This is a genomic window from Castellaniella defragrans 65Phen, from assembly GCF_000612685.1.
Taxonomy (GTDB): Bacteria; Pseudomonadota; Gammaproteobacteria; order Burkholderiales; family Burkholderiaceae_B; genus Castellaniella; species Castellaniella defragrans.
Genome location: NZ_HG916765.1, coordinates 2335080 through 2355974 on the forward strand (window position 1 = coordinate 2335080; position 20895 = coordinate 2355974).

Below are 20895 nucleotides of genomic sequence, written 5' to 3' on the forward strand. Positions count from 1 at the left end.
AGGCCGCGCGCTCCCGACCGCATGTCCGACGACGCCATGCTCCCGCCCGATCCACACGATGAACCGCCCGATTCGCGCCTGCAACGCCTGCTGGGGAGCGACGCCCTCGCCCCGTTGCGCCAGCGGTTGCGCCAGTACTTCGAGCGCATCGGCCCCGATGCCGCCGCATCGACGCTGCGGCTGGCCGGGCTCGACCCCGCCGCGCACACGGCCCTCTGCCAGCTGACCGGCAGGCCCGTGCGGCTAGCACGCTCGATGACCCTGGACATCCCCCGGCTGGACGCGGCGCTGCGCGCGGCCGGCCTGGCGGATTCCCTGCGCAGCGCGCTGGAACGCCTGGACGGCCCCATCGTCTACAAGACGCGGCAGCGCCTGGAACTGCAGGCACGCTGGGCGGCCGCGATCACCTCGGCCCGTGTGTGCCCGCTGTTGCGGGCGTGGCTGGACACCCCCTCGGCCCGGCCGTTGCTCAAGCGCCTGAGCCGCGTCCCGGAACGCGCCGCGCCCCTGCTGGATGCCGCCGACCGCGTGCTGCGCGCCCTTCCGGCGCAAGGACAGCCCCGCTCGCAACTGGCGGCCAGCCTGCTCGGCGATGCCCACGCCCTCGATGCCGGGCGGCCGGCGGCCACCCTCGTCCTGGCCGCCTGGCGCCATCATGAACAGCGCCACCCGACGAACCGCACAGCCGCCGACGACGCCGAAACCCGCCGGAAAGAAGAAGGCGCGGAAGAACGCCGCCGCGATGTCTGGGCGCGCGCCGGCGTCCTGGTCAACGAACTGGCCCGGCCCGCGCTCTTCCTCAACCTGCCGGTCGCCGATCCCGCTCCCGCGCCGGGACGGCCGGGCGAGCCGTCCTACCTGTCGCTGCGGCAGCTGCTTCGGACTCCTCCGGCCTGGGCGGTCGCCGACTGGGCCGTCCACATCTGCGAGAACCCCAACTTCCTCGCCATCGCGGCCGACCGGCTGGGCGCCCGATGCGCCCCCCTGGTCTGCACGGACGGCATGCCGTCCGCCGCGCAGCGCATCCTGCTCGACCAATTGCACACCGCCGGCGCACGGCTGCTCTATCACGGAGACTTCGATTGGCCCGGCATCGGCATCGCGAATTTCGTGATCCGCACCTGGAACGCAGCTCCTTGGCGCATGGGCACCCGGGACTACGAGGCCGCCGCAGGCACCGCCACGCACCTGCGGCATGAGCTCGGCACCGCGCCCATCGACGCCGACTGGGATCCCATGCTCGCATCCGCGATGCGCAAGCACGGGACCGCCATCGCAGAGGAAGCCGTGGCAACCGCGCTGCTGGAAGACCTATGCATCCCCGGCACGGAAGAAAACTGACCGGATTTCCCGGGAAGGTCCGCCCTCCATCGCTCCACCCTGCCCGCTCCGGCACGAGGCCATCCGCAACGTCGGGTGTATTCTCCCTCTATCGCCGCGATACCGTCGCACGACGCCATCCCGAGCGTCGGCGAGCCGCCCGCAGCCGCACTCCCCACCCACATCCCGGATGGACGAAATGAACGACTCGTTCTTCACCCGGCGCCCGCCGCCACCCCCCGAGAGTATCCCCGAAGCGCAAGCCGGCTGCCCCGGCGGGCCTGCCACGAACCCGCCCTTGCCCGAGGCCGAGCGCCTGCGGGCCATCGTCGAATCGCCCACGTACCGTCTCGCGTACGAGGATCTGGACCTGCTCACCCAGAAGGACCTGCGCCCGCTGCGCCTGCAGCTCGAACTGCTCAAGCCCGAGCGCGTGCTCTACGAGCAGGGCGTCCATTCCACCGTGGTGGTGTTCGGCAGCGCGCGCGTGCGCGATGCCGCCACCGCGCGCGACCGGCTCGCCGCGCTGGAACGGCAGGCGGATTCCGCGGCGGCGGATCCCGTGCTCGAACGGCAGCTGGCCCAGGCCCGCCGCCGTGTCGAGCAGGCGCGATACTACGAGGAGGCGCAGCGTTTCGCGCGGCTGATCTCGGCGCGCTTCCAGCAGGAAAGGCGATGCGATTTCGTCGTCGTCACCGGCGGCGGACCGGGCATCATGGAAGCCGCCAACCGCGGCGCGTTCGAGGCCGGCGCGCGCTCGATCGGGCTCAACATCACCCTGCCGCACGAGCAGGCCCCCAACCCCTACATCACGCCGGCACTGGCATTCCGTTTCCACTACTTCGCGATGCGCAAGATGCATTTCCTGATGCATGCGCTCGCCCTGGTGTCCTTTCCGGGCGGCTACGGCACCCTGGACGAACTGTTCGAGGTGCTGACCCTGATCCAGACCGGCAAGATGCCCCGCATTCCGGTGGTGCTCGTCGGGCGCACGTTCTGGCGCCGCGTCGTCGATTTCGACTACCTGATCGACGAGGGCTACATCGCGGCCGAGGACATCGACCTGTTCCAGTACGCGGACGACGCCGAGGAGATCATGGCGGCCCTGGAAGGCTTCTACGCAGGCACCCCGCGCAAAGGCGCCGGGGAATGAACGCGGCACCCCGCCTGCGAGACTGATCGCTGCGAGCGTGATCACGTCCGTACGCCCAGGAACTGCCACGAGCCGCCTCGGCTGGCCTTCGATCCCGGCTGGCCTTCGATCATCCTCCGTCTGAAGCGGCAGTCCCCAGGCATGCGATTTGCTGCCCCGATGCCCCATGCACATCGCAACGAACCGCCGAATGGCCTCCTGCTTCCCAGGCCTGGACCATTCCGAACGGTTCCGACGGAGGCCAAGATGGTGACGGACAAGGACCTGGCGCGCGCCCGGCAGGACAAGGATTTCGACGAAACGGCCAGCCTCGTGAAAACAGGCGCGACGCAACCGGCGCTGGGGCCCAGCGACTCCAGCGACTCGGGCAACGACCTGCCCGCCGACATGCCGGACACGGACAGCGACCGGCACAACACGGGCGAGCGCCCGCAGGTCGAAAACACCGGCGAAGAGCCGCTGGAAGACGACATCGAACCCGACAGGATCGTGCCGGACGAGGAGGCCGGGCTGGCCCGTACGCCGCCGGATCCGGTGCGCAACGGCGGGAGGACGGGTTAACGGCGGACGCCGGGGGGCGGCGCCGCGCTGCCCCTCCCCGCCGTCCCGAGCCCAGGCGGTCAGCCCGGCAGGACGGAGAATCACGGCTGACGGAGAATCACAGGTGGCCGCGGGCGGCCACATGAGCGATCGCGGGCGACCCGGGGCCGCGGGAACCTGCCGGACCGGAGCGAAAACACGCCTATCATGGCATACGGCATGGAACACACTCTCCCGCCCCGTATGCACAACCAACCTCTGACCCTCGACCAGGCCCGCAGGCTGCAGCTCGCCGCCCAGGGCCTGCTGACGACGCCGCGCCGCAAAGCCACTCCCGCGGACCTGCGCCAGTGCATCGAGCGCATGCAGCTGCTGCAGATCGATACCATCCACGTGGTGGCGCGCAGCCCGTACCTGGTCCTGTTTTCCCGCCTGGGCCACTATCCGCCGGCATGGCTGGACACAGCCTTGGCGCAGGGCCACGTGTTTGAAACCTGGGCGCACGAGGCCTGTTTCGCCCCCAGGGCCGACGTGGGCCTGCATCGCAGCTACAACCAACAGGCGCGCGTTCACTGGGGCCTGAAGCGCGCACGGGAAAACGTCGCCAGCCACCGGGCCCAGCTGGACGCGCTGCTGGCCCACATCGACGCCCACGGCCCGGTCAAATCGGCCCACTTCAAGCGCACGGACGGGCAAGGCGGAGGCTGGTGGGGCTGGAAGGACGAAAAACGCTGGCTCGAAACCCTGTTCGCCACGGGCGCCCTCATGGTGGCCCGGCGGGACAAGTTCCAGCGCGTCTACGACCTCGCCCATCGCGTCTGCCCCGCACTGGCGGACGCGCCCCTGCCCGACGCCGCCGAAGTGCATGCGCAATTCGTCGAGAAGGCCGTCCTTGCCCTGGGCATCACCCAGGCCCGCTGGATCCACGACTATTTCCGCCAGAAACCCCGGTTGAAGGATCCCGATCTGGACGCGCTGGTCGCCCGGGGCGTGCTGCGGCGCGTGCCGGTGCAGGGCTGGCCCGGCCCCGGATATGTCCACCGGCGGCACGCCGACCTGCTGCAAAAGGCCCTGGAGGGCCGGCTGCGCGCCACCCACACGACGCTGCTGTCCCCTTTCGACCCGCTGGTGTGGGACCGCGAACGCGCCTCGGCGCTGTGGGGATTCGACTACCGCATCGAGTGCTATACGCCCGCAGAGAAGCGCACCTACGGCTACTTCGTCCTGCCCATCCTGCACCGGGGCGCGCTGGTGGGGCGGCTGGATGCCAAGGCGCACCGGACGCAGGGCGTGTTCGAGATCAAGGCGCTGTTCACGGAACGGGACGCCACGCTGAACGACGCCGCGCTGCGGGCCGTGGCCGGGGCGATCCGGCGATGCGCGGACTGGCACGGCACGCCCGAGGTGCGCGTGAGGCGCACGGAGCCCGCCGCCTTGCTGGCGCGGCTGCAAGAGGCCTTGCGCGATGCGGCACGCTCCCCCATGTCATAAGCGCTTTCGCAGATGGACGCCCTACGCCGGCCGCTGCCGTATCGCCTTCGCCGCCGCCAGAGCCACCAGCAGGTCCAGATGCGCCCCGCCGGCATTCTTGAACACGGTCGCCCTCTCTCTGCGTCCCGGCGCGGCTCGCAGGAGGTCGAACAGATCGCCTTTGATATCGCTGCGGGCCAGCACGCCGTTGGCGATGGCTTGCACGATATCCCCCGCGGCGACCGCCGTGTCGGCGTAGTCGACGAAGACGTCGGCCTGGGCAATCACGTCGTCGTCGGCCTCGCGCATGTCGGACAGATAGCCGCCGACCAGATCGACATGCGCTCCGGGTTTCAGGAAACGGCCTTTGACGATTGGACTCGCCGTACCCGTGGCCGCGGAAATGATGTCGGCCTGCGATACCGCGTCATCGACATTCGCGGCAATGTCGATCTCCCGGTCCAGTTGCGTCAATGATCGCGCGACGTGATCGAGCTTCTGCACGGTGCGGTTCCAGAGCATGATCCGCTCGATCGACGGCCTGGCATGCACGTGGGCCTGCGCCAGCGCCACCGCGATCGGCCCCGCGCCGATCACGAGCAGCGTCTTGCTGTCATCGGCCGACAGGATCGACGACGCGAGCGCCGAATCCGCCGCGGTCTTCCAGCGCGTGATTTCCGGGCCGTCGAGTATGTACGAGATGCGCTTCGTGAGCTCGTCGATCACGACGAAAATGGCGTCTTCGGTCGGCAGCGGCGTGTCCTTTTGCGCGTTGGGCGGGAAGATGGAGCAGACCTTGATGCCCGCTCCGTGGCCCGGCAGCACGACGCCGCGTGAAAACAGGCTGAACGGATCATCCCGGACCAGCAAGTCTCCGGTGTTCGGCCGCGCCCCGAGATGGCCTTCGCGCAGCGCCGCGATCGCGCGTTCCCTCGTCATGACGGAACGAATGTCCTGCGCGGACAGCATCACGGTGCTCATCTGCTTACTTCTCCAATTTTGCAGGCATCCACTTTCTGCTCTGGCGGACGCACGCGCTCAATCGCACGGCGCGATCGGGTGCTTCAACGCGGTCCGGATCCATTCGATCGGCTGACAACGGCGACGGGATCGCCGAGAACGTCCATTTTCGGCGAGACGCCCAGGCCCGGCTGATCCGATACCGACATATGGCCGTCCTTCAGTTCCGGGCCGCCCGACGCGATGGCGAGGCTGTGGTACTCGTGGAACGCCGACGACTGGAAGTGAAAACCCGCCGGTGTCGAGTGCGCGAGATGGCAAAGCGCGGCAGTCGCGATCTCTCCACCCCACGAGTCTTCGATGGTGAGCGAAATTCCGAACGTCACGGCCAGATCGCGGAATTGCCTTGCCTTCGTCAGCCCGCCGACCCGGCCCACCTTCAGATTGACGACATCCATCGCATGATCCTGGCAGCCGCGGACCAGCGTGCGGATGTCCTCCATGCACTCGTCGAGAATCATCGGATGACCGGTATGCTGCCTGACGGCAAGGCACTCCTCGTAGCTGGGGCACGGCTGCTCGATGTAGATATCGACGTCGCGGATCGCCTTGACGACGCGCAGCGCTTCGTGCTGCCGCCAACCGGTATTCGCATCGGCCGCCAGGACATTGCCGGAGCGCAGTTCGGCGGACACCTGCAGGATCCGCTCGATATCCGAATCCGCCCCCGCGCCGACCTTCATCTGGAACTGCTTGAAGCCCTGGTCCTGGTATTCGCGGATCTTCCGCGCCATCGCATCCGGATCCTGCCGGGTGACCACCTTGAAGAGCTTGACGCGGTCCTGCAGGCGCCCGCCGAGCAGATTGCAGACCGGCTGGCCGGTCGCCTTGCCCAGAATATCCCAGCACGCCACGTCCAACGCGGATTTCACATACGGATGGCCCTTGAGCAGTTCGTCCATGCGGACATTGATCCGGCCGATCTGGCACGGATCTTCACCGATCAGCCCCTCCGCGATCTTGAGAAGGCCGGTGCGCGCGCCTTCGGCATAAGCGGGGAGATACGATGGTCCGAGCGGACAAATTTCACCGACACCGGCAAGCCCCGAGTCCGTCTCCACGATGACGATGGTCGAGTCGAAGGAAGCAAACGAGAACGTCGACCAACTGTAGGCGCCCTCTTTCAGGGGCAGATCGACCTGGTACAAGGAAATTTTCGAGATTTTCAAGATGACGCTCCGTTCCGTCCGGAAGGTGGGTTCGAGTGTGGATACGGAGCACTATAATTGCCTGGAATATAAAAGAATTGTACGTTTCGGACAATTCATGGTGGGGCTTGCGGGGACATCGGATGCGAGGTGACTATTCTTTCCTGCGGCCGGGATCCATCGGGAGTCCGCGAGCGCCAAATCCCGGCAAGCCTCACCCCGGCATGTCGATGAAGGCCTGGGCGCTCAGCCAGACGCCCCGCTCGGCCATGAGCCGGGCGGCCGGCTCGTCCATCAATTGGCCATGTTCGATGAGCTTGACGCCGGCGCGGACGGCCGCCTGGACGGCGCGCGGCGTGTAGGCGTGAACCGCGACGTAGGTGCCCCAGTTCTCGGCGGCCTCGACGGCGGCGCGGAGTTCGCCCTCGGAATACTGGGCGACATCGATCGGATCGTAGTGCGAGGACACGCCGCCGCCCGCCGCCATTCCGGTCGAGCTCACGCCCGACAGGTTCATGCCCGGCATTCATGAGGCCGGGCCGAGCCCATGATACATGTAACCGCCCGGTGGAAGCGCGGGGGCGGCCCCCGTTGCGCGGCCGCCATGTTGCGCTGTACCGATGCGCATGTGCGCCTCTTGATCAGGACAGGCGGTTGCGGAACAGCCAGGCGGCAAGCGGCAGGGTGATGGCGGTCATCGCCAGCAAGGGGACGAATTGCGGTCCGATGTCGGCCATCCCGGCGCCTTCGAGGTAGACGCGGCGCACGATGTCCATGCCGAAGCGCAGCGGATTGGCGATCGTGGCGATCTGCAGCGCCTGCGGCATGTTCTTCACCGGCGTCAGCAGGCCGGACAGCAGCATCAGGGGCATGATCAGGAGAAAGGTGTAGAGCATCGCCTGCTGCATGGTCAGCGACAGCGCCGAGATCGAAAGCCCCACGCCTACGGCGGCGATGGTGAAGGTCAGCAGCCCCAGATAGAGCAGCCAGACCGAGCCGTTCATCGGTATCTGGAACCAGAACCGGATGATGAGGAAAATGATCGTGGACTGCAGCAGGCCAATGAGAATCGCGGGCACCGCCTTGCCGACGAGGATCTGCATCGGCGTGAGCGGCGTGACGAGCAGTTGGTCGAAGGTGCCTTGCTCGCGCTCCCGGGCGACCGACAATGCGGCGATCAACAGGGTCTGCAGCATGCTCAAGGCGGCGATCAGTCCCGGCATCATGTTCCAGCGCGACTCCAGGTTGGGGTTGAACCAGGCGCGCCGTTCGATGGTGATGCCCGGGGAGGCGCCGCCGAGCGAGGCGTTGTAGCCGGCGACGATCGCGCCGACGTAGGCGGCGGCGGAACCGGCTGTGGAGGAGTTGCGTCCATCCAGGATCACCTGCAGCGGCGCGGGCTGGCCAGCGTTCAGCCGTTCCTGGAAATCCGACGGGATGCTCAGCACGAGCAGTGCTTCGTTGCCATCGATCATCTCGGCGATCTGCGCCGGGCTGGCCAAGGTGGCGGCGCGATGGAACACGCGGGTGCCGTCCAGCCGCGCCAGCAGCTCAGTTGACGCCGCGCTGCGGCTCTGGTCGAGTACCGCATAGGGCGCATCGGCGAGGTCGTAGGTGGCGCCGTAGCCGAACAGCAGCGCCTGCAGCAGCGCGGGCAGGAACAGGATCATGCGGCTGGCGGGATCGCCCAGCATCGCCAGGAATTCCTTGCGCACCAGAGCCGCGATCTGCGCGAGCGGGAGGATGAGGGAAGCCATGGGCATCAATCCAGTGTCTTGCGCAGGGTGCGCCGCGTGGCCCAGGCCAGCACGATGGCGTAAAGGGAAAGGACACCAAGACTGCGCAGGATGCCGGGCCAGTGGTCGCCGGCCAGGAGCAGGGTCTTGATGAGCCCCATGAAATGGGTGGCTGGCAGCAAATGGCCAATCACCTGGACCACCCCCGGCACGTTGCGCAAGTCGAAGACGAAGCCGGAGAGCATCATCGCCGGCAGGAAACTGACCAGCAGCGCCACCTGGCTGGCCTGGAACTGATTGCGCGTCCTGCCCGAGATGAAAAGCCCCAGGAGCAGCGACACCACGAGATACAGCATGGAGGCCACGACGATGACCCACAGCGAGCCCCGGATGGGCACCTCGAACAGGAACCGGGCGGCCGACAGGCACATGGCGATATCGATGGCGCCCACGCAGAGATAGGGTGCCAGCTTGGCCAATACCAGCTCCATCGGCCGGACCGGCGTGACGAACAGCGATTCCAGGGTGCCGCGCTCCCATTCGCGCGCGATCAGCAACGAGGTCAGAAAGGCACCGATCAAGGTCAGTACCAGCACGATCAGGCCCGGCACCAGGAACCAGGTACTGATGCCCGCCTCGTTGAACCACATGCGCTGCACCACCTCGACGTGGCCTGCGGCCGGAGGCTCTTTGCCCGCGCGATCGACCTGCCGCAGCGCCTGGATGCCGACGGCACCGCCGACATACCCCTCGATGGTGGACGCGGTGGAGGAATCCACGCCATCGAGCAGCAGCTGGATGCGCGCATCGCCGTCGGCCAACCGGCGCGAGAAGTCCATCGGTACGCGCAGGATGCCGTCCACTTCGCGTGCGCGCATCAGCCGTTCGGCTTCCGCCATGTCGTCGACCCATACCGGAGACAGGTACGGCGACCCCTGCAGGCCGCCGACCGCTTCGCGCGCGGCCGGCGAGCGATCCTCCAGCACCACCGCGACCGGCGCGTTCCGCACGTCGAAGGACAGGCCGTAGCCGAACAGCAGGATCAGCATGGGCGGCAGCAGCACGCCCACCGCCAGGTTGCTCCTGTCGCGCAGCATCTGCCGCATTTCCTTGCGCACCAAGGCGATGAGCCGCGGGATGAACCCGGAGGTTCTCATGCGCCGGCTCCTGCGCCGTTGCGCCTGCTTTCGGCACGGCCCTGCTCGACGATGGCGATGAAGGCGCTGTTCATGTCCGTGCCCGCGCCACGGCCGGCCTGTCCACGAACCTCCTGCGGCGTGCCCAGTGCCAGCACCTTGCCGGCGTCCTGGATCGCGATGCGGTCGCAGTACTCGGCTTCCTCCATGAAATGGGTGGTGATGACGACCGTGACGCCGCCCTGCGCCAGGGCGGTGATCGTGCGCCAGAAGGCGCGGCGCGCCAGCGGATCGATGCCGCTGGTGGGCTCGTCCAGGAACAGGATCTCCGGCTCGTGCAACAGCCCGGCCGCCATCGCCAGGCGCTGTCGGTAGCCGCCCGGCAGCACGCCGCTGACGGCCGCGGGTTCCAGGTTGAACTGCTCCATCACGGCGGCCACGCGCGCGCGCAATGCCTGGCCGCGCAGGCCGTAGGCGCCACCGAAGAATTCCAGGTTCTGGCGCACCGTCAGGTTGCCGTACAACGCGAACTTCTGCGACACATAGCCGATTCGCGCGCGCGCCTGCGCACGCGCCGTGCGCAGATCCAGGCCGGCCACTTCGAGGCGCCCGCCGGTGGCCGGCAGCAGCCCGCACAGCATGCGGAACGTCGTGGTCTTGCCCGCGCCGTTGGGGCCGAGCAGCCCGAAGATCTCGCCGCGCGCCACGTCGAAGGTCGTACTTGCAACCGCGGTGAAGCCGCCGAATTTGCGCACCAGGTCGCGCACCACGATCACCGGCTTGCCGCCCTTGCCGCCCTTGCCATCCGCGGCAGTCGGCGGCGACGGCCTGGGCGCAGCGGCGGGCACCTCCAGGTCCGCATCCCGGGCGTGCTGCCGGCGCAGCATCATCATGAATGCGTCTTCGAGTTCCTCCCGGCGCGGCTGGTCGTCCATGCCGCCGAGCAGCTCGCGGACTGCACGCTCATCCGCGCCAGGCTGGCGGACGAACCACACCGCGCCTGCCTTCGGCACCGCATCGACGATCAGCGCATCGGCGTCGATCAGCCGAGCCTGCAGATCGCGCGCCGGCATTGCCGGCGGCGGCGAGACGACGAAGGTCAGGCCGCGGGCGCGCTCGCGCAATGCGTCCGGCGCCCCCTCGGCGAGCAGCTTGCCTTCGTGCATCACGAACACCTGCGCGCAGCGCCCGGCCTCGTCCATGTAGGCGGTGCTGACGATCACGCTGAGATCCTCCTCATCCACCAGCTGCCGCACGATCTTCCACAGGTCGCGCCGCGACAGCGGATCGACGCCGGCGCTCGGCTCGTCCAGCAGCAACAGGTCCGGCGAGCGCACCAGGGTGCAGGCCAGGCCCAGCTTCTGCTTCATGCCGCCCGACAGCTTGCCGGCCGGGCGGCCGGTGAAGCGCGCCATGTCGGTCATCTCCAGCATGCGCGCAAAGCGTTCGCGGCGAACCCCCCGCGGCACGCCATGCAGGTCGGCGTACAGGTCCAGGTTCTCCTGCACGCTGAGGTCCTCGTACAGGCCGAAGCGCTGCGGCATGTAGCTGATCCGGTCCTGCACTGCCTGCGGGTCTTTGGCGACGTCGATGCCGAGCACGCGCAGCGTCCCCGCGTCCGGCGTGAGCAACCCGGCCATCATGCGCATCAGGGTGGTCTTGCCGGCGCCGTCCGGGCCGACCAGCGCCGTCAGCTCGCCCGGGCGCACGCGCAGCGACACTTCGTCGACGGCGTGCAGCGGTCCGCCGCCCGGCGCCTCGAAGGTCTTGCGCAGGCCCGCGGCGAGAACGGTTGCGCCGCTGTCGCTCATTGCGCGGCGCCAGCCATCAGGCGAACCGTCGCCGGCTGCCCCAGACGCAGCACGTCGTGCGGATCCTCGACGAGCACCCGCACCTCGTAGACGAGGCTGGTGCGCAGTTCCTCGGTCTGCACCGACTTGGGCGTGAACTCGGCCACCGACGAGATGTAGCCGACCTTGCCCTCGATGGACCGGTCGGGGGCGCCATCCGTGGTCACGCGCGCGTTCTGACCGGGCTTGACCCTGCCCAGGTCGGGTTCGCCGACATAGACCCGCACCCACTTCGGCTGCGTCACCGCCAAGGCGAAGACCGGCCGCTGGGGCGTGGCCATGTCGCCCGGCTCCAGCAGGCGGGAGCGTACGGTCGCATCCACGGGCGCCTTGAGTTCGCCTTGCGCGATCCGGTACTGCAGCCCCGGCTACCGGCAGCGCACCAACGGACACTGGGACGATCGCGAAGCGTTCGCGCAGCACGCGCGCAAGCTGCGCGAGGTAGTGGCATCGGCCCGCATCGAAGTGTTGGACGAACTGCGTGACGGCCAGCGCTACGCCGACCACCATCGCGTCCACGTCAGCAAGCGCGACGGCACACAAGTCGTACAGGAGGTGTATCTGTTCGCGGAACTGGATGCCGAGGGGCGCTTCGCGCGCATCGAGGAAATCACGCTGATGCTCGAAGGCGCGGAGTCCGACCGCGATATAGGCCACATGAAATGATGCACGCCGCGTCGCCGCCCGATGTGACGTGATTCAACTGTTTGCTTGGAGATGGGTCACGGCTGCTGCCGCGCCTGGTTTTGCTTTTCACCGCGCCCAGAGCGGAACGGCCTGGGCGCGGTGTTGGGCGGCCCCCGGCATCCGTCCGAACCAGCGAGGCGCCCGGCAGAACCTGCGCCATTTGGGCGGCGACCAGTGCCACTGCCGTATCGCGGTCCGGCGCCTTCCGGCCGAAGGCCAGCGCGACGTGCCCTTTCACTGCGCAACCGCCGATATCCCGGATGTCCCAAGCGTCGTCCAGAAGATTGGAGGCGGCGACGAAATCTTGGCTCAGCCGGTGGTGGTGACGAAACATCAGCACCGTTCCACCACCCAACGCCCAGAACGGGGCCGTGATGCCGCCATGCCGGCTGATCTCGTCGATCAGTGCCAGCGCTCGCGGGAACAGTTTCTCCCAGGGACCACTAGCCCGAAGATTTCTTCAGCAAACCTGCTGAAGCGATTTTTGGGTGCGCAGGCTGCCCCGGCGATGAAGCAGTAGGGATCAGCGGTGTGTGGAGCAATTTTTCAGTGCCGCAGACGCAATTCCCCCTACCCCCGTTGCGTTATAACGTGCCGGGGACAGCACTTTTTCAGCGTTACGGAGCCATGGCGCGGGCGGCGTGCGCGTAGACATGGCGCAGCGGATGATGCGAGGCCAGCAGGATGCGAACGCGCCGGGTATTGCGCACGATGGCCGCACCGATTTTCAGTAGACGTACCCGGATCGTCGCGGCGCTGGCACGCTCCAGTTCAGTGCCTCGTAGCGCCGTCTCGCGCAGGCGCTGCATGAGCGTATAGGCCAGGGCAGCCAGCAGCAGTCGGAACTGGTTGGCGGCGAAGCGATGGCAGCTGGCTCGTGTGCCGAACAGATCGAGCTGCGCCTCCTTGATGCGGTTCTCGGCTTCGCCCCGAGCGCAGTACAGCTGCTCGTACAGCTGCATGGCATCGCCGTCCCGGATATTGGTGACCACGAAGCGCGGGTTCACGCCCTGGGCGCCGTATTCCAGGCGGGTCAGCACCCGCCGGGGGCGGTTCCACGAGCCGGCCGCGTAGGAGAACTCACTGACCAGGCGCTGCTTGCGCCCGGTGCGCTCGTAGTCGCGCCTGAGGACTTCCTCAGCCTGCGCAACGCGCGCCTGAAGGCGCTTGTTGCGAGCCAAGCCGATGATGTATTGCACATCACTGCGTTCACACCAGCGTATCAATCGCTGACGGCAGAATCCCGAGTCCCCGCGAATGATGATCCTGACTTTTGGCCATGCCTGGCGCAGCCGGTTCACCAGCAGGCGCAGCACCGCCACCGCATGCCTGGCCCCGTCAATACGACTGGGCCGCAGCAGGCAGGCCAGCATCGACTGGCCGCAGAACACGTACAGCGGTAGATAACAGTGGTGGTCGTAGTAAGCGTGGAACTGCTTGTGCTCCTGCTCGCCGTGCAGCGGGATATCCGAGGCATCCGCGTCCAGAATCAGTTCCTTGGGGGCCGTGGCGAAGCTGGCGATGAAGTGTTCAACCAGCACCCCATGCAGTGCCCACGCATCGGCGCGGGTCGCACCCGTTTCCAGACGACTGAGCGTGGGCGAGCTGGCCAGGGGACGATCCCGCCCGATCGCCGTTTGCATCAGAGAATCGGCGCGCAGGGTATCGTGATCGTTCAGGTCTTCGTAGCCGCAACACAGGCCGTACAGGCGCTGGGCCAGCAAATCGCGCAGGCGGTGGTGGATGCGACCAGCGGCTCGGCGCTCGGTCAGCGCCTTGGCCGCCATGCACGACAGGCCGGTACGCGCATCAATTCTTCGCAGCAGCATCAGCCCGCCGTCGGAACTGAGATCGCCACCCTGGAAATTCGCTTGCAAATGGCGCCGTCCAAGCCGCCCAAAGTCCAGTTGTTCGGTGGTACGATCTGGTATCGGCACATCTTTCCCCAAAATCTTGTTCGCACCTTGATTTTATGCGGGTTTCAGGGATGTGCCGATTCCTTTTGGTGAAAAATCCAGGCTAGGGGCAAGGCTCCGGACTTCATACCCACAGCGTGCGACGGTGCACGGACAGCGATCCGGCCAGCTTCGCCACGTTGCGCCAGACCTGCTTTGGTGGCAGATGCGTATGCGAGGCTGCCTCCTCCACGGCCATCACGACGACAGGCACAGGGGCGTCGTCGAGCAAATGGGTCAGGTGTGGAGCAAATGAAGCAAGCACTTCACCACTCGCCAGCGCTTGCTCGAGCGCCTCGGGCATCAGTTCATGCGCATAGCTGACACTGGCCGTCTTAACCACCATCCACAATCCACACTTCTTGCGCCACGCCTACGTATCCAGCTTTGGACTGTCCAGGCCCAGCACCGCCATGACCTGCCCTACCCGGTTGACACCCAGATCGCTCAGGGTGCCGTTCTCCAGACAGACGAGGGTCTGACGAGACAGGCCCCTCAGGTGCACCAACTGCGCTTGGGGCAGGCCAAGCTCTGAGCGCCGGGACCGCACGGCATGGCCGATATCGACGAGGTTCATGTAAACAGCAACCAGGTAAAATGTCTGAAATTTTTGACATCGTGCTCCTGCCTGCCATGGCCTGCAAGAGGCGGATTCAACAGTCTGTCCTAACTACTCCGCTGCCATCGCTCTTACTTGCCGAAATTTCTAGCAACTAGACTAATATCGTGTCATGGCGTAACAAGGCGTAATGTGTGTTACGGCGAGGCACTACAGGGGATTCCATGGACGAGACACAACCGCAAAGTTCGGCCGCCGCTGCCGAACTGAAGATCGACGTAACCCTGATCGCCAAATTGAACTTGGCGGACTTCCAGAATGCGGTTCCGCTGATCCGGGACCTCTGGCTGATCAACGAAACCGACCAGACACATGAGCAGGTCGAATTGGTCCTGACGTCCGACCCGCCTTTTCTTAAGCCGCGCCGTTGGCGGATTGATGCCCTGGCAGCGGGCTCCCGCTATCCAATCCGCGATCTGGATGTGAACCTGGACGGCGGATTGCTGGCTCGGCTGACCGAAGCCGAGACGGCCATAGTTTCTCTGGCACTGCGTTCCGTGGGCGCGGATGCGTTCAACCCTGCTCTCGCCCACCGCGATACCCAATACCGTCACGTACATCCCCTCCCGGTCAGAAGCCTTATAAGTCAGGGACTTAGGCTTCAGGTTGCGCAGTGCTGTGTCGGTAAGCATCGAGGTTTTCCTCCTGACCCCTGACGGCTTTTACCGTCAGGGGTCAGGAGACCCGTCGATGCCCGGAAAGCCGCATGAAACAAGCTTTCCAGGGGAGTGTTTTACCGTCAAAGACCGGTTTGGTCTCAATAGTAAACGGGAGGGTCTTAATCAGACCTCCGGTTCTTACCGTCAGATCTACCGTCAACCCGTTCTGCTGGCCGGCGATAGTCACCGATAGCTGCCGCGACGTATTTATTTCTAAATCAACACGTTACGTCAGTTTTTCGATAGCTAGTGTTGTGTTTCATTAATTTGTTTATTTATTCAATAGTTTGAAATAAAATGGTGGACGCTTCTTTCGATGAGTGTCCACCATGAGCAAGCCGGCGGCAGAATTTCACTTGTCTGACTCGGATCGCACCGAGCTGCGAGCATGGTTGCGTAAGACCACGCTTGACCAACGGCTGGCCCAGCGCGCCAGAATTCTGCTGGAGCTGGACGCCGCGATGCCGCCTGCCAAGGTGAGTGAACGCCTGGGATTGTCGGCACCTGTGGTGTTCAAGTGGCGCAATCGGTACGAGGAACAGGGGCTTGAGGGGTTGAGGGATCTCCCGCGTCCCGGGCAGCCCCGCAAGCTCAGTGAACAGAAGGTGCACGAGATCCTCACGCTCACCACACAGCGCGTCCCGGCCGAGGCCACGCATTGGAGCTTGCGGCTGATGGCTAAGCACACCGGGGCCTCCGTCTACCAGGTACGTCAGGTCTGGCAGGCGGCGGATCTGAAGCCGCATCGGCTGCAGACCTTCAAGATCAGCAATGACCCGCACTTCGCCGAGAAGGTCGTCGACGTGGTGGGCCTGTACATGGCCCCGCCCGAGAACGCCGTCGTGCTCTCGGTCGATGAGAAGACGCAGATTCAGGCGCTCGATCGCACGCAGCCCATGCTGCCGTTGCGCCCGGGGCAGGTCGAGCGGCGCACGCATGACTACAAGCGCCACGGCACAGCGAGTCTCTATGCGGCGTTCGACATTCTCACGGGCAACGTCATGGGGCGTATCACGGCACGCCACCGCGCAAAGGAGTTCCTCGACTTCATGCGCCAGATCGACAAGGCGACAGACCCCGCCCTGGACTTGCACGTCATCCTCGACAATAGTTCCACGCATAAAACGGCGGAAGTCAAAGCCTGGCTGGCCAAGCACCCCCGCGTGAAGTTGCACTTCACGCCCACGAGTGCCTCGTGGCTGAACGCCGTCGAGCGATGGTTCGCAAGCCTTGAGCGCCGAGCCTTGTATCGAGGCGCCTTTGGCAGCGTGCAGGAGTTGCGCGAGGCCATCCGCCAGTTTATCGATACCCATAATGCCTATAGCGCCAAGCCATTTCGTTGGACCAAGAGCGCCGAGGCCATCCTCGCGAAAGTCGCGCGTGCAAGAGCGGCCACAGCTGGGTATAAATAATCGTATTAATAAAACACCACACTAGCAACCGCCCTTGTCGCATCCGATGAGTCAGCCGATTGGTAATAAGAAGAATAATCTTCTTATTCTTCTTACCCGCCGTGAGGCTACGCGATGCGCAGGGACTGCCGTACCGCGTCCAGGGCTTCGCGGAAGTCGTCTCGCGAGGCCAGGCCCGTCTCGGCTTGGTAGTACAGCACCATGAACATATTTGCGACGGCCTCGGCCATCGGTGAGAGCTGCCGCGCCGCCTCCTGGTCGATCCAGTCCAGGGCCGCGAGCTGCGCGGCCGCATGATGAACTGCCTGGGTTGCGGTTGCATTGGTAGGATTCAAAGTTGCCATGATTCACCTCTCTATCAGGTGGGTTGTGGAAGTGTCGGCCGGCCCCACGCCGGCCGGCGCGCTTATCGGCTGCCGGTGCCGTAGAAGCCGGCGGCCTCGGCCAGTGGCGTGCTTCTTGCCCCGCCGCTGTAGTTGCTGGCATTGCCGCTCACCTTGGCTGCCGACCTGGCGGTCTCGATGGCGGCTTGGGCAGGGCGATTCACGAAGGCGGCGACTTCCGCGTCGCGCCCGGCATCGATCGATTGATCGCCGACTGGCTCAAACTCCACAGCATGAGCCTGGCGCTGCTCGGCAACAGTAACGTCCAGGCAGTCGAAAAATCCTCTCGGCGTCATCGTCATACCTCCTTGTCGCGGTTGGCGAACGCGGCGACTTCATCCTCGGGTTCGGCAGCGGTCGAATCGGCCCCTGCCAGGCTGTTGCCGCCGAAGCTGGGCACATCCTCGGCCGCCCGGTCTGTCTGGCTGCTCGCCCGGATCGCGGCGGCAATCTTCCCGCCGGTGGTGTCGGCGATGCGTTCGGTTGCGGCGTCGCGGATGCTGGCCGCCTTGGCCTTCGCAACGTCGCCAATGCCCTGCGCCAAGTTCGCAGCCGTCGCCGCGAAAAGGCTTCCCGCACCTTGACCACCAGCGTCGCCGCCTTCGCTGGCCTTCGGGATCGAACCGCTGCCCGAGCTGCCGGCGTGACTGGCCTGCTGTGCCGCCTTGCTCTGGCCGCTGCTGCCCGAACTGCTTGAGCTTCCCGAGTTGTAGAAGCCGGCCGCCTGGCCGAGTGGCGTATCTGTTCCAGCACTGGAACCGCCGCCACCAACGCCCGCCGCCTCCGCGAACGATCCAGCATCAGAATCACCGCCAGCAGCACCACCAAGCATGGGCATTCCGCCCGACTCGCCCCCGGCGCTAGACCCCGCTTTCTCGAACGCTGCCTTGATCGCCGACATGCCGCCGGCGGCCGAGGCTGCACCGCCCATCGCCGCCGCGCCAGCCACGCTTGCGGCTCCGGCGGCCATGCTCACCGCGCCCATAGCCGCGCCGATGGCAGCACCTGCACCGAAGTTGCCAATGCCGCCAGCGCCACCGATACCCGAGCCGGTGATGATGCCGGCGACAAGCGGGGGCACGCGATTGACCAGCATGAGCAACGCCACGCAGAAAACCAGCATCACGCCCAGCTCTTCAAAGTTCAGGGTGCCGGTGTTCATCCTGGCGTAGAAGCTGGAAAGCAGGTCGTTCCCGATGCCGACCAGGAGCACCATCGTCATGATCTGCACGGCCACGCCCAGCACGGTCTTGTAGTAGTTGATCGCCATGTCTGAAGTCCAGCGTGAGCCGCCAAAGCCGAGAAAGAAGATACCGGCGTACATCAGCAGCCAGCTCGACACGAGCAACAACAACATGTTTATGGCGACGACAGCCAGCAGGATCAGGATGCCGAGGCTCAATGCCACACCGATGAAACTATCCACGGGCGACCAGATCGACGAGTTGCTGAATGCCTGCTTCAAGATCATGAAGCCGATATCCACGATGCCCGAGGGTGTCACCGAAGACACGCCGGAAGCCTGCTCGCCGATCCGGGCCAGTGACTGGATGATCGAGTTGGCGAAGGCCGGGCCGTTGCGCAATAGCCAGAGGAAGAAGCCGAAGAACAGGATGAACCTGATGAACTCGGCAAAGAACTCGCCAATGTCGGCCTTGCGCAGCGCCATGAAGCCGAAGGTGAAAACCAGCGAGATCGTGCCCAGCGTCCAGAACAGGAACATCGCGGCATTCATCACCGCCGCCTGCCAGGACGTGGCCCGCGTGGCGAACTCCGTCACCACCTGGTCAAGCATCCCCTGGTTGGTGAGCTGGGCCGATGCGGCGGTGGAGTAAAGCGCGAGGGCGACGCCGATCAGCGCCGCCTTGTGCAATGCTTTCATGGCTTCACCTTCTTCTGGCCCTTCGGGTCGGCCAGTTCGAGCCAGTTCATGGGCTTCTCGGTCGGCGCGATGCCGCCGCTGGCCGGCGACCGGCGCGAGCACAGCCCGGCGAATTTTTCTCGCGTGGCCCTGTCCTCAATCTTCTTGATCGCCTTAATCTGGCAATTGGTGTCATTGACCTCGGGCATGGGCGGGATGGCCGGCTTGTTGTCGCAGCCAGCCACCAGCACCACCACGAGGCCGGCAAGCAGCATCGTTTTCTTCATGGTGCAGGGCCTCCGTCAGCGGGTCAGTTCGAGCCAGTTTTTCGGGCTGGCCGTGCGCTCGATCCTGGATTCCCTGGAAGTCGCACCGGCGGCCTGCTGTTGCGCCTCTAGGTCGGCCTGCGCCTGCATCCTGGCCGTCGCGGCGTTCTGCTGCGCGATCAGCAAGCCACGGATTTGCAGAAGCTGGTTTGCCTGGTTGGCGGCAAGCTGGTTGGCGAAGCCGATGGCTTGCATCTGGCCAGTCGCACCCTGCGCGGCCGACTGGAGCCGTTCGAGCTGGCGAGCGTCGGCGGTAAGGTTGCGCTGCTGCTGCTCCAGGCCCTTGAAAAGCGCGTCGTTCGCCTTCTTCTGGCTCTCGCTCGCCAGGTTGCGGTTCTGCTCCATCGCGGCGCGCTCGGCATCCGAGCATCCGGCGGCCGAGAAGCACGGCGAGCTGCGGTAGTAGCTCACGTCCTGGAACTTGCCCAGGTAGGCGTCGAGACTGCCGAGCTGGTTCCTGTAGTAGTCCAGCGTGTTGACGGCATTCATCAACCCGTTGATCGTGGACTGCGCCTGATCCCAGATATAGGCGGCCGGGGCCATCGTGTTTTGCAGCATGTTCTCGTACTGCTGCAATTGAGTCTGGTACTGCTCGATCTGCTTGAGCGTCTGCGCCACCGACTCGATGGCCGTCATGACGTTCTGCACCAGGTTCCCGCCGTCGATGACGGGAATGCCAGCGTGCGCCGGGGTGATGATGCTGCCGGCCAGAGCGGCGGCGAGCGCGGTTTTAGCCGCTAACAAACGGACGTGCTTCATGGTCGCAATCTCCATTCGATGAAAGAAAGGCAATGCCTTGACCAAGCTGGCGCTTGTCCACGGCAAGGTTTCATCGAAGAGCTGCGCCACCAGCTGATCGGTATCGCCCTGGGCACTGAGGCCCGGACTTCGGTTTCTGCTCTTGGCCCTTATGGGGTGCCCCCGGCCCTATGCGTCCTCCCAGGGGTTGATAACGGTCAGACCAGCGGCCCGGAAAGGGCTTGTGTCTCGCGTGGCAACGATAAATCCGTTGGCGAAGGCAACGGCAGCAATGCAGGCATCGGCCGTTTCAATGCCGCTACCGGCCTTACGAGCCGCCGCCAGCACCTGGGCATAGGCGCTCGTGCAAGCCAGGTCGAACGGCAGCACACGGCCGACGAACGAGGGCAGCACGCGCTTTTCCAGGTACTCATGCAGGCTGTTTCGGCGCTTGCCAGCCGGCAGCATCGCCACGCCGGCGCGCAACTCTGCCACGGTCATTGCAGACAGGAAAAGCGTCTCCAGCGGCTGTGCGTCGATCCACTCGATGACGCGGACCTCGGGCGCTGGTCGCAGCGGCTCCGAAACCACGTTGGTATCAAGCAGGATCATTCAAAGCTCGCAGCACGGGCTGGGGTTTTGTCACGCACGCCCTCGAAGACGGCGAACTCTTCTTCGGTCAGCCTCACCTTGCGGCCGATCTCGGCCAGCATCGAGCCGAGCTTGACCCGGCCCTGCGGCTTCACGGCGGATTCCAGAATGTCGCGCATCTCGGCCTCGATGCTGCGGCCGTGTTGAGCAGCCCGCACACGGATGGCGCGATGCACTTCATCAGGAACATTTCGGACGGTAACGGATGGCATCTTTCAACACCTCACTATG

24 protein-coding genes and 1 pseudogene are annotated in these 20895 nt (G+C 65.6%); 8 read left to right on the top strand and 17 right to left on the bottom strand.

Annotated features, from left to right (window positions below; genetic code table 11):
* The first annotated feature begins 21 nt into the window (after positions 1-21).
* The 4 genes from BN940_RS10430 (at position 22) to BN940_RS10445 (ending at position 4504) form a co-directional block, all read left to right on the top strand.
* Complete coding sequence (locus tag BN940_RS10430) at positions 22-1341, top strand: TIGR02679 family protein (RefSeq protein ID WP_084330638.1); 1320 nt, start codon at positions 22-24, stop codon at positions 1339-1341.
* 178 nt (positions 1342-1519) lie between these two features.
* Entirely contained in the window at positions 1520-2473 is a 954-nt protein-coding gene (locus BN940_RS10435; RefSeq protein ID WP_084330639.1) for an LOG family protein, read from the top strand.
* A gap of 246 nt (positions 2474-2719) precedes the next feature.
* Positions 2720-3034 carry a MatE family transporter gene (locus BN940_RS10440; RefSeq protein ID WP_242404176.1) on the top strand — a complete coding sequence of 105 codons (315 nt, stop codon included), beginning with the start codon at positions 2720-2722 and terminating at the stop codon, positions 3032-3034.
* Positions 3035-3232: 198 nt separating this feature from the next.
* Entirely contained in the window at positions 3233-4504 is a 1272-nt protein-coding gene (locus BN940_RS10445; RefSeq protein WP_242404177.1) for a winged helix-turn-helix domain-containing protein, read from the top strand.
* Between the two features lie 21 nt (positions 4505-4525).
* Here the strand turns inward: BN940_RS10445 and BN940_RS10450 are convergent, their stop codons facing one another.
* From BN940_RS10450 to BN940_RS10480, 7 genes and pseudogenes are all read right to left on the bottom strand, one after another.
* Positions 4526-5464, bottom strand: coding sequence for an ornithine cyclodeaminase family protein (locus BN940_RS10450; protein ID WP_242404178.1), 939 nt, complete (start codon positions 5462-5464; stop codon positions 4526-4528).
* 83 nt (positions 5465-5547) lie between these two features.
* Entirely contained in the window at positions 5548-6672 is a 1125-nt protein-coding gene (locus BN940_RS10455) for a cis-3-hydroxy-L-proline dehydratase (protein ID WP_043682794.1), read from the bottom strand.
* A 193-nt stretch (positions 6673-6865) separates the two neighbouring features.
* On the bottom strand, positions 6866-7168 hold the full coding sequence (locus tag BN940_RS10460) for an amidohydrolase family protein (protein ID WP_043682797.1): 303 nt from the start codon (positions 7166-7168) through the stop codon (positions 6866-6868).
* 124 nt (positions 7169-7292) lie between these two features.
* Complete coding sequence (locus tag BN940_RS10465) at positions 7293-8408, bottom strand: ABC transporter permease (protein WP_043682800.1); 1116 nt, start codon at positions 8406-8408, stop codon at positions 7293-7295.
* 5 nt (positions 8409-8413) lie between these two features.
* A complete protein-coding gene (locus tag BN940_RS10470; protein WP_043682801.1) occupies positions 8414-9544 on the bottom strand; it encodes an ABC transporter permease in 1131 nt (376 codons plus the stop codon).
* Positions 9541-11334, bottom strand: a complete 1794-nt coding sequence (locus BN940_RS10475; RefSeq protein WP_043682802.1) for an ATP-binding cassette domain-containing protein — start codon at positions 11332-11334, stop codon at positions 9541-9543. Before BN940_RS10475 ends, BN940_RS10470 begins: the two co-directional genes overlap by 4 nt.
* Positions 11331-11735, bottom strand: a pseudogene (locus tag BN940_RS10480) (HlyD family efflux transporter periplasmic adaptor subunit); the annotation flags it as partial. The pseudogene BN940_RS10480 and the gene BN940_RS10475, both read right to left, overlap by 4 nt.
* Here BN940_RS10480 and BN940_RS10485 point away from each other — a divergent pair.
* Both BN940_RS10485 and BN940_RS20245 read left to right on the top strand, forming a co-directional pair.
* A complete protein-coding gene (locus tag BN940_RS10485; protein WP_043682805.1) occupies positions 11653-12039 on the top strand; it encodes a hypothetical protein in 387 nt (128 codons plus the stop codon). The pseudogene BN940_RS10480 and the gene BN940_RS10485 sit on opposite strands and share 83 nt — an antisense overlap.
* A 28-nt stretch (positions 12040-12067) precedes the next feature.
* Complete coding sequence (locus BN940_RS20245; protein ID WP_158386281.1) at positions 12068-12580, top strand: hypothetical protein; 513 nt, start codon at positions 12068-12070, stop codon at positions 12578-12580.
* A gap of 97 nt (positions 12581-12677) precedes the next feature.
* Here BN940_RS20245 and BN940_RS10490 read toward each other — a convergent pair whose 3' ends face one another.
* The 3 genes from BN940_RS10490 to BN940_RS19810 all read right to left on the bottom strand — a co-directional run bounded on the left by BN940_RS10490 (position 12678) and on the right by BN940_RS19810 (position 14592).
* Positions 12678-13991, bottom strand: coding sequence for an IS1380 family transposase (locus tag BN940_RS10490; protein WP_043686831.1), 1314 nt, complete (start codon positions 13989-13991; stop codon positions 12678-12680).
* A gap of 109 nt (positions 13992-14100) precedes the next feature.
* Positions 14101-14361 (bottom strand): hypothetical protein, encoded by a 261-nt coding sequence (locus BN940_RS19805; protein ID WP_242404179.1) that lies wholly within the window; start codon positions 14359-14361, stop codon positions 14101-14103.
* A 27-nt stretch (positions 14362-14388) separates the two neighbouring features.
* On the bottom strand, positions 14389-14592 hold the full coding sequence (locus BN940_RS19810; protein ID WP_242404180.1) for a helix-turn-helix domain-containing protein: 204 nt from the start codon (positions 14590-14592) through the stop codon (positions 14389-14391).
* Between the two features lie 206 nt (positions 14593-14798).
* On the opposite strand from BN940_RS19810, the gene BN940_RS20390 reads away from it, so the two are divergent.
* Both BN940_RS20390 and BN940_RS10505 read left to right on the top strand, forming a co-directional pair.
* Positions 14799-15290: a hypothetical protein gene (locus BN940_RS20390; protein ID WP_198408267.1), complete on the top strand. Its 492-nt coding sequence runs from the start codon at positions 14799-14801 to the stop codon at positions 15288-15290.
* 332 nt (positions 15291-15622) lie between these two features.
* A complete protein-coding gene (locus tag BN940_RS10505; protein ID WP_043681547.1) occupies positions 15623-16705 on the top strand; it encodes an IS630 family transposase in 1083 nt (360 codons plus the stop codon).
* Positions 16706-16812: 107 nt separating this feature from the next.
* Here the strand turns inward: BN940_RS10505 and BN940_RS10510 are convergent, their stop codons facing one another.
* From BN940_RS10510 to BN940_RS10540, 7 genes are all read right to left on the bottom strand, one after another.
* Positions 16813-17049 (bottom strand): type I toxin-antitoxin system ptaRNA1 family toxin, encoded by a 237-nt coding sequence (locus BN940_RS10510; RefSeq protein WP_043682811.1) that lies wholly within the window; start codon positions 17047-17049, stop codon positions 16813-16815.
* 62 nt (positions 17050-17111) lie between these two features.
* Positions 17112-17390 carry a hypothetical protein gene (locus tag BN940_RS10515; RefSeq protein WP_043682814.1) on the bottom strand — a complete coding sequence of 93 codons (279 nt, stop codon included), beginning with the start codon at positions 17388-17390 and terminating at the stop codon, positions 17112-17114.
* On the bottom strand, positions 17387-18970 hold the full coding sequence (gene trbL / locus BN940_RS10520) for a P-type conjugative transfer protein TrbL (RefSeq protein ID WP_043682817.1): 1584 nt from the start codon (positions 18968-18970) through the stop codon (positions 17387-17389). Before trbL ends, BN940_RS10515 begins: the two co-directional genes overlap by 4 nt.
* Positions 18967-19236 carry an entry exclusion lipoprotein TrbK gene (trbK, locus tag BN940_RS10525; protein ID WP_043682820.1) on the bottom strand — a complete coding sequence of 90 codons (270 nt, stop codon included), beginning with the start codon at positions 19234-19236 and terminating at the stop codon, positions 18967-18969. Before trbK ends, trbL begins: the two co-directional genes overlap by 4 nt.
* Positions 19237-19251: 15 nt before the next feature.
* Complete coding sequence (gene trbJ / locus BN940_RS10530; RefSeq protein ID WP_043686834.1) at positions 19252-20034, bottom strand: P-type conjugative transfer protein TrbJ; 783 nt, start codon at positions 20032-20034, stop codon at positions 19252-19254.
* Between the two features lie 168 nt (positions 20035-20202).
* Complete coding sequence (locus tag BN940_RS10535; RefSeq protein WP_043682823.1) at positions 20203-20625, bottom strand: type II toxin-antitoxin system VapC family toxin; 423 nt, start codon at positions 20623-20625, stop codon at positions 20203-20205.
* Positions 20622-20876 carry a FitA-like ribbon-helix-helix domain-containing protein gene (locus BN940_RS10540; RefSeq protein WP_043682826.1) on the bottom strand — a complete coding sequence of 85 codons (255 nt, stop codon included), beginning with the start codon at positions 20874-20876 and terminating at the stop codon, positions 20622-20624. The genes BN940_RS10535 and BN940_RS10540 overlap by 4 nt, the downstream gene beginning before the upstream one ends.
* Positions 20877-20895 lie beyond the last annotated feature (19 nt).